Genomic DNA, 10,003 nt, shown 5'->3' on the forward strand with positions numbered 1-10,003 from the left:
TCTCCTTCGTATATCTGATGGTTTTCATTGTATCATGCATGTAATAGATTGTAAATACTGGGCGACATTTGCTATTTATCCGGAAATCAGATGAAAGAGGTACAGACTAAAGCTATTTCTTTACTCCTCCGACTGTCCCAATCCCCTCATTTATGGTAAAATAGGACTATTAAGTTATAAAGAGGATTCCCTATGAAATTACAAAAACCAAAAGGAACACAGGATATTTTACCTGCTGAGTCTGCTAAGTGGCAGTACGTTGAGGGCTTTGCCCGTGAAATTTTCAAGCGCTATAACTACGCAGAAGTGCGCACGCCTATTTTTGAGCATTACGAGGTCATCAGCCGCTCTGTCGGAGATACAACGGATATCGTAACCAAGGAAATGTACGATTTTTATGACAAGGGTGACCGCCATATTACCCTCCGTCCAGAAGGAACTGCGCCCGTTGTTCGTTCCTATGTGGAAAATAAACTCTTCGCCCCAGAAGTGCAAAAGCCAAGTAAGTTCTACTACATGGGCCCTATGTTCCGTTATGAGCGTCCACAAGCAGGTCGTTTACGCCAGTTCCACCAGATTGGTGTTGAGTGCTTTGGTTCTAGCAATCCAGCTACCGATGTGGAAACCATCGCTATGGCAGCTCATTTCTTGAAAGAAATCGGCATCCAAGGTGTCAAACTACACCTCAACACTCTCGGAAATCCTGAGAGCCGTGCGGCTTATCGTCAGGCCTTGATCGACTATTTGACACCGCTCAAGGAGACCTTGTCGAAGGATAGCCAACGTCGTTTGGAGGAAAATCCTCTCCGTGTCTTGGACTCTAAGGAAAAAGAAGACAAGGTGGCAGTAGAAAATGCGCCGTCTATCTTGGACTTCCTTGATGCAGAAAGCCAAGCTCATTTTGATGCTGTGCGTCAGATGTTGGAAAATCTTGGAGTAGACTATATCATCGATACCAATATGGTACGTGGTTTGGACTACTACAACCACACGATTTTCGAGTTTATCACTGAGATCGAGGGCAATGATTTGACAGTCTGTGCGGGTGGTCGCTACGATGGTTTGGTTGCCTACTTTGGTGGTCCTGAAACTGCTGGATTTGGATTTGGCCTTGGTGTAGAGCGCCTGCTTCTTATCCTTGAAAAGCAAGGTGTGGCCCTACCTATCGAAAACGCTCTCGACGTCTATATTGCTGTCCTTGGTGAAGAGGCTAATCTGAAGGCTTTGGAGTTGGTACAAGCTCTTCGCCAACAAGGTTTCAAAGTGGAGCGTGATTACCTCAATCGCAAGCTCAAAGCCCAGTTCAAGTCAGCTGACGTCTTTGAGGCTAAGACCCTCATCACCCTAGGAGAGAGTGAAGTCGAAAGTGGACAAGTTAAGGTTAAGAACAACCAAACTCGAGAAGAAGTAGAAGTTTCGCTTGAAACTATTAGCAAAAATTTCTCGGAAGTCTTTGAAAAATTAGTATAAAAGAACCAAAAAAAGCTAGGAAAAATTCCTAGCTTTTTTGAATAAAAAGTACCAAAAAGACAAAAATTTTAGAAAAAAATCATAAACGAAAAGTATTAGTTGGATAAATAAAAATTTCGGTTAAAATTTATTGACTTTCGCCCTATATCACTGTATTATTGAATAGTATAGAATAAATATTTTGCGCCCTAAAACAGGGAGTCTAAGGATATTTATGCAGAATTCAAATCTTATAAAGAGATGATGGCTAAATGAGAGTTTGGAGAAAAAGAAAATGAATATTAGAAAATCAACAAAATATTCACTGTTGACAATTGGGATTTTAACCACTTTCCAATTAGGTCAAGTGCATGTTAAAGCTGATACAACTGATTTCTCAAATAACACAGTTGTTCAAAATCAGGATGAAAAAGAAACAGCTCCTTTAAAAAAGAAAAAATTGAACGAAAGCGGTGAAACTACCGCCAACGATTCGAAAGATGTGGCAAATGATGAGGGTAAATCTGCAGTTTTAACGCCGGAAGACTCTACTACTACAACGGAAGTGGCAGAAAAGGAAGCAGACAAGTCTCCTGCTGAGAAAGAGGTTGCTGAAGAAAAACCAGCAGCAGAACAACCTGTTAAAGAGCAACCCACAACTGAGCAGCCAAAAGCAGAACAGCCTAAGGTAGAAAAACCAGCAGCTGAAACAACACCTGAAGAAGAACTGAAAAAGTTGTTAGAGACACCTAAAGAGGGGGTAACGACTCCTAAAGAGGAACCGAAAGCTCCTAAAGATGAATCAGCAGCTCCTAGAGCTCGCCGAAGAAGAGCTGCAGCTAGCAATACAAAAGTATATGAAGATGCAACATACGGTAAGTATGTAAAAGCTACAGATTATGGATTAGATACGACTGGTAAGATTGAAGCAAGTGATTCTCTTCAAAAAGCTCTGAAAGCAGCCAATGAGGTTGAGGGTGGAGCTGCCGTAATGGTTTCAGGGAATGTCCTCTTGAAGAAAACCTTGGTTATCGATGAGAACTATGCCAATGTAAAAGGTTTAATTGGTAGTGGTCCAAGTCGTAACAATACAAAAATCGTGTTTAACAAAAAGCAAGATGGAGAGCACGATCCTGAAACAAACTTGACGGATAACCGTTACGAGTCTGCGGTCCTCATTCAAAATCAGAATAACTTTACTGTAGGTCGCTTAACTGTTGAGCACGCCTATGATTCATCAGACTACACAAAAGACAATGAGTTTTACCGTAAAGGGAAATCTTACTTTGGAAGCTCAAACGGGATCTATGTAAACGATTCTTCAAACGTTACAATCAATGATGTTCGTGCAATGAAATTCAACAGAGCCGGTGTCTTCTTTAGTTCAAGCAAGGCAACAGCTCAAGAGTATGATGCTAGCGGTAGACCAATCCGTTATAGCAGTATCTCTGAAAAGGTTTCAAATGAAGTCAAGTCTATCGGAGATCCAGATGTTCCTATCATGGACGGTAACAAGGTAACCAACTCTTTCCTTCATAACAACCGTGTTGCTGGTGTTATGTTCGGTTACCAACGTAATTTTGTGGTAGACAATAATATCTTGTCATACAACGGTCATGTGTTGGACGGTGGTACTGGATATGGTGCTGCCTCAATGGCAGGGTCTTATAATGATGGCATTACCTATACTGGAAACTATACAAACTACAACTACCGTAAAGGTTTGGATATTCACGACGGGAATAAGATCCTCATCGAAAACAACGTCTCACTCGGAGACCGTTTGAATGGTATCGAGGTTTATAACCGTGCCAATCCGATGACGGATGTCATTATTCGTAACAACAAGGTAACACAAGATCCAAACTCTAAGTTAGAAAACGATGATGATGATCCAGCTCGTTACCGTGGTTACACAGCCATCTCTATCCTAACAAATGAGAAAAACCATAAATGGACCAAACCTCTTGATAAAGGTCGTTATGTCATTTCAAATAACACCATTGAAGGTTTGACAAAACCATTTGAAGATGGACAACTAGGAACCTTTGGTATCCTCTTTAGAAATAACGAAAGTTCAAATGATTATAGCCTAAATATCGAAGGGAACACTATCACTGGTGATTCGACAGACTATATCATTTCTGTTAACAACAATACTGCTCAAGCATCTAGAGGTGTTGAAGGTGGTGGTTCAGGTGATATCACTATTTCAAGAAACAAGATTGAAGTAGATGACATCAAGCAGTTACCGATTTACATTAATGATGATACAACTTATGTAGCAAGTGTTATTGACCGTACAACTGGTAAACGTGTAAACAAGGTTACAAAAGTGCCATTTACCAAGACTAGAGGAAGCATCAACATTGACAACAATGAGTTGACTGTATCGAAAATCAAATCTAGATGGAAAAATGCGGTTGCGATTGAAAGCACAAACGCAGCTTCTATTGATGTCAATAGCAATACCTTTAAGTATAAAGACAATGAGCCGTGGCAACGTTATGATGTTACCCGTAAAACGGACGGTAGAGTTATCAAAGACATAATGCAAGCTTTCTTTGGTATCAACCGTCTCAATGACACTGTTAAAGTAACAGCTACAGACAACAAGTTTATCGCAGACACACCAAACAAAAATGGTTTCTTCAGACTATATAATGGTGAGTGGGTGAACTTGAATGCCAAGAGTAATAATGTCTTCCTTGGACGTAACACTCTAGATGGGAAACCGCTAGCTCCAGTAGATATCGTTGGTGACAAAACGGTTGAAACACTTCGTACAACAACAACTACAGAGTACATCATCGAAACTCGTGAGACAGATGAACTTCCTATCGGATTTAAAGAAACCGTACAAAAAGGTGTCGCTGGTAAGAAAGTTAATGTATACAAGATTACCAAAGTTGGTGATACAATTGTAGGTCGTCAGATTGAATCTGAGGAAGTAATTCAAGAGCCTACGAGAGAAATCGTTTTGATTGGTACAGCTACAGAAACCTTTGAGACTGTTACTGAGAAAGAAACTGTTGCATACGAAACAGAAATCAGAACTGACCCAACAAAACCAAAGACTTATCAATTTGAAAATCAAGCTGGTAAGAATGGTTCTGTTGAAAAAACTTATCAAATCAGAAAACTGAATGGTAAGGAAGCCGGTAAGACTTTGACATCTGAGACAGTGATTGATCAACCAGTCAAACGCATTATCACAGTTGGTAGTGCAGTAGAAAAAGTTGAATACACTACTGAGGTTAAGGATGTTGACTTTGAAACTGTAGTTGAATACGACTACACGAAACCAAAAGGCTACGAAGAAGTCCGTCAAGAAGGTGAAAAAGGTCGTATTGAAAGTCAATATAAACTTACCTACCTCAATGGCGAACTTGTTGATCGTACCTTGGTCAATGAAAATACCCTCAAAGAGAAGAAGAACAAGATCGTTGTTAAAGGTCTAGGTGTGGTTGTATCAATCAGATCCGTAGTTGTTGTCGAAGAAAAAGACTTCAACAAGGTTATCGAAAAAGATGAAACCCAACCAGAAGGCTACAGCAAGATTACTCAAGTCGGATCTCCTGGTACCATCACAACAACTTATGAAGTTACCTATGAGGACGATGTCGAAGTTTCTCGTAAGGAAATCTCGAAAGTTGAGGATCCAAAAGCTGTTGACGAAATCACAGTAATTGGTACTTCTAAGATGACAGAACGTACATTGGATGAGCAGGTTGATGTTCCATTCAAGACGGTTTATGTCTCTGACAATACACTTCCGGCAGGAGAAAGTGTTGTTGATGTCGAAGGTACTCCAGGACAAATTGTCCGTACGTTCTTAGTAAGTTATCGAAATGGTAAAGAAATCGGTCGTACCATCGTTTCTGAACATAAGATTACAGATGCAGTCAACCGTGTCGTTCGTGTCGGAAATGCGACACCTATTGTTGAAACCACTGAGCTTGTAGATGAGACAGAGTCAATCGATTACAATACTCTCAAAGAGTTTTCGGATCAACTTCCTGCAGGAACAACTAAGGTTATCCAGCCAGGTAAGAAGGGTCAGAAAACAAATCGCTACTCTGTAACGAAAGTGAATGGAGAAGAGACATCTCGTACATTTGTAGAATCTAACATCACTACAGATCCAGTAGATGAGATCATCCAAGTTGGAACTCGTATCAAAGAAATTAGAGAAGCAAGCGAGACAAGTCCAATTCCATTTACCGTTAAGGTTCGTAAAGACACGACTAAGCCAATCGGTTATAGAGTGACTGAGGTAGAAGGTCGAGACGGTGAGAAGTCAGACCTCTATAAAGTAACCTACATCAATGGTACTGAAACAAAACGCGAGCATCTCAAGACAACAGTCGTTAAAGAAGCTGTTGACAAGGTGATTGTCGAAGGTGCCGGAGTAGAACGTACCCTCTTTGAAATTCAAGAAGATAAGATTACAAGCACAACTGAGTATCGAAATGATGACACTCTTCCAGAAGGTGAAACTAAGATTTCTCAAGTTGGAGAAGAAGGCCTCCTTCGTAAGACGATCGAAAAACGATACTTCAATGACGAATTGCGTTCTACGAAATTAGTAGATAGCAAACTAATCAAAGAAGCAACTCCAACTATCATCTTGGTAGGAACAAAACATGTACCAACTATCAAGGTAGAACAGGATACTCAAACTGAGAAGATTGCTTATAAGACTCAAAAGATTGAAAATCCAGATCTACCAAAAGGTGAAACTAGGGTAGTTCAAGTAGGACGAAATGGTCTGATTGAAAAAGTTTACCAACTAACCTACAAAGACGGAGTCTTGATTAAGACAGACTTGATTAGTAGCAAGGAAGTTCAGAAGGTTCAAGATGAGATTATCCATATCGGTACTCAAGTCACTGAAACTAAGGAAATCAACACAACAAGTCCAATTCCATACAATGTTATTATTCGTAAGGATAAGACCAAGCCAGTTGGTTACAGCCTTGTTGAAGTAGAGGGCCAAGAAGGAACTCAAACAGACTACTACCAAGTAACTTACGTCAATGGCAAGGAAACTAAGCGTGAACACCTCAGAACTGTCATTACAGCTCAACCTGTCAATAAAGTCCTAGTTGAAGGTTCTGGTATTGAACGTACAATCTTCGAAATTCAAGAAGAGAGAATCACAAGTCCAACGGAGTTCCGTAACGACGATACTTTGCCAGAAGGTGAAACGAAGATTATCCAAGAAGGTCAAGATGGGCTAATCCATAAGACAATCGAGAAGCAATACTTCAATGATGAAGAACGTTCTTCAAGATTAATTGAAAGTAAAGTTGTCAGAGAAGCAGTCCCAACAATCATTTTAGTAGGAACAAAACATGTTCCAAATATTAAAGTGAAACAGGATACACGAATCGAAGAGACTAACTTTAGAACTGTTACTGTCATTGATGAAAACTTGCCGAAGGGTGAACGTAAGCTTGTTCAAGAAGGTCGCCCTGGCCAAGTAGAGAAAGTTTATCAACTAACTTATAAAGATGGAATTTTGGTCAAGACTGATTTGATTAGCGTCAAGGAGTTGACTCCAGCCCTCGAACAAATCATCCATATCGGTTCTCAAGTGACTGAAACTAGGGAAATCAGCACAACAAGTGTAATTCCTTACAACACTATCATTCGCGAGGACAAGTCTAAGCCTACTAGCTATCGTCTGGTCGAAGTAGAAGGTCAAGAAGGAACTCAAACAGACTACTATAAAGTGACCTACGTCAATGGCAAAGAAACTCAACGTGAGTATCTAAGAACTGTGATCACGACTCAACCTGTCAACCAAGTTGTTGTGGTTGGTACTGGTGTTGAGCGTACAGTCCTAGTAACTGAGGATGAGGTTATTACTCATCAAACAGAATATCGCAATGATGATAGCTTACCAGAAGGTGAAACGAGAGTCTTCCAAGAGGGTCAAGATGGACTGATTCACAAGACCTTTGAGAAATACTACTTCAATGATGAAGAGCGTTCGTCTACATTGGTAGATACTAAGGTTATTAGAAAAGCAGTGACTCGTGTAATCTTAGTTGGAACAAAACGAGTTCCTACGATTACAACAGAAGAGCTCATCCAAGTAGAAGAAGTAGCCTTTGAGAAACAAACAGTTGAAAATGCAGAGCTAGCAAAAGGAACTGTGAATGTTTTACAAGAAGGCAAGGCAGGTAGACGACAAGATGTCTATCGCTTGACTCTTGAGGATGGAGTTGTCATCAAGAAAGAATTGATTCGCTCAGAAATCCTAGAAAAACCACAAGCAGAGATCACTGAGATCGGAACCAAACAAGTTTCTTCTATTACAATAGAAGAAAGCATCCAAGTAGAAGAAGTAGACTTTGAAAAACAAATAGTTGAAAATCCTAAGCTTGCTAAAGGTACACAAGTTCTTCTACAAAAAGGTAAACCAGGAAAACGTCAATATGTTTATCGTTTGACTCTTCAGGATGGAGTTGTGATCAAGAAAGAATTGCTCGGCTCAGAAGTCATAGAAGAACCACAAGCAGAGATTATTGAAATCGGAACACTGGTTGAAAAACCACAGGCTCACATCCCTGAGTTTCAACCAATGGTTGAGAAGCCAGAATTGAAACCCGAATCAAAACCAATGGCACCAGCAGATAAGGTTATCCCAGCAGTTCCAACTCCTAAACAGGAGGAGGAAATGAAGCCATTAGCAGTTTCAGCTCAAGAATCACAAACAGCTGAAGCGCCAGTTGTCCAAGATCAGCTCTTGCCAGAGACTGGAGACCAGTCAAACTGGTGGATTAGCCTGCTTGGAATCTTGATGATGTTCTTAACAATGATCGGCATTAAAGAGAAAAAAGACGACTGTTAAATACAAAATTCATATAAAACGATAGAAAAAAAGAATATTTCTAGCAAAAAAACAAAAATCTTTTAAAAAAACCTTTAAAAGGCTTGTAAAAGGATTTAAAAAATGCTATGATATGTCTGATTAAATTAAAGGAGTTTATTGTGATGAAGATTTCACAAAAGAGCGTAACACGCATTTTAGCGTTTGTAAGTATCTTTGTTCTTTCATTGGTAACATTGACGACAGTCTTTGGTGCTGAAGTAACAAACTATACTAACAACACTACTATTACTTTCGATAAGAAACCAATTACTGCTGATACAAAAGTAGGTCAAGGTCAAGCCATGGAAGCAACTAACAATATTACCTTCCCGGATTCTCAAGCAATCAATGCAGGTGATACACTAGTTCTTGAACTACCAAAAGAATTGAACTGGCCTACTAAGTCAGAATTTCCAATCAAAAATGGCTCTGACATCGTTGGTAATGCAGTTGCTGACCCAGCTACTGGTAAAACAACAGTAACCTTCACTGACTATTTCTCTAAAAACCCACAAAATAAGAGAATGTCATTGAAATACGATATCGTTGTAAATGCTTCTACTGTAACTGAGTCTGGTAAAAAGACATTCAAGTATGGTGAGCAAACATACAATTTGACATTTGATAAAGATTCTACTGCGATCGGTCAATACGAGTACAAGTATGGATACCAAGACCAACAAAATCCTAAACGTATCAAGTGGAAAGTTATCTTGAACGCTGCTCAAGATAAATTGAACAAGATGGTCATCACAGATGAGCTTACAGACGGACAAGTATTGGTAGAAGGAAGCCTTCGTGCCGTTCGTTATGCAACTCAACCTAAAGCTATCGAAAGCGAAGAGCAACTTACAAAACTTGACCCAACTGACAACTTTTCTAAGAAAGCAGTATACACTAAGAACGCTGATGGTAAAATCACTGGTTTCACGATCAACTTTGGTGACAACTGGAACTGGCCAATGTTCTTGGAGTACACTACTGAGTTGACTGAAACTAAGAAAAAAGGTGATGTAGTTAACAACGTCATCAAGTGGAAAGCTGAAAACTTCCCTAACGAACGTAGCTACCCAGCTAAAACCCTAATCTACAATGCGTCTGGTGAAGGTGAAGGGGAAACAACCACGACTACAACTACAACCACGACTACAACTACAACCACGACTACAACAACAACCACAACAACTGTAGCTCCAACAACTGAGGCTCCAACAACTGAGGCTCCAACAACTGAAGCTCCAACAACTGAGGCTCCAACAACTGAAGCTCCAACAACTGAGGCTCCAACAACTGAGGCTCCAACAACTGAGGCTCCAACAACTGAAGCTCCAACGACTGAAGCTCCAACAACTGAAGCTCCAACAACTGAAGCTCCAACGACTGAAGCTCCAACAACTGAAGCTCCAACAACTGAAGCTCCAACAACTGAAGCTCCAACGACTGAAGCTCCAACAACTGAAGCTCCAACAACTGAAGCTCCAACAACTGAAGCTCCAACAACTGAAGCTCCAACAACTGAAGCTCCAACGACTGAAGCTCCAACGACTGAAGCTCCAACAACTGAAGCTCCAACAACTGAAGCTCCAACAACTGAAGCTCCAACAACTGAAGCTCCAACAACTGAAGCTCCAACAACTGAAGCTCCAACAACTGAAGCTCCAACAACTGAAG

At 40.3% G+C, this 10,003-nt stretch carries 3 protein-coding genes; all 3 read left to right on the top strand.

Translation table 11 applies throughout. The features are described 5' to 3' along the window. Positions 1-192 precede the first annotated feature (192 nt). Entirely contained in the window at positions 193-1,470 is a 1,278-nt protein-coding gene (gene hisS, locus QM847_RS08015) for a histidine--tRNA ligase (RefSeq protein WP_414354923.1), read from the top strand. Between the two features lie 274 nt (positions 1,471-1,744). Continuing rightward, positions 1,745-8,311 (top strand): G5 domain-containing protein, encoded by a 6,567-nt coding sequence (locus QM847_RS08020; protein WP_414354925.1) that lies wholly within the window; start codon positions 1,745-1,747, stop codon positions 8,309-8,311. A 143-nt stretch (positions 8,312-8,454) separates the two neighbouring features. Continuing rightward, the coding region (locus QM847_RS08025) for an Ig-like domain-containing protein (protein WP_414354927.1) at positions 8,455-10,003 on the top strand (1,549 nt) is incomplete at its 3' end.

Source organism: Streptococcus timonensis (genome assembly GCF_047463455.1).
GTDB classification, from domain to species: domain Bacteria; phylum Bacillota; class Bacilli; order Lactobacillales; family Streptococcaceae; genus Streptococcus; species Streptococcus timonensis_B.

Coding starts and splice junctions, on each gene's coding strand:
- hisS (WP_414354923.1), top strand. CDS start 193: ATGAAATTACAAAAACCAAAAGGAACACAGGATATTTTACCTGCTGAG.
- QM847_RS08020 (WP_414354925.1), top strand. CDS start 1,745: ATGAATATTAGAAAATCAACAAAATATTCACTGTTGACAATTGGGATT.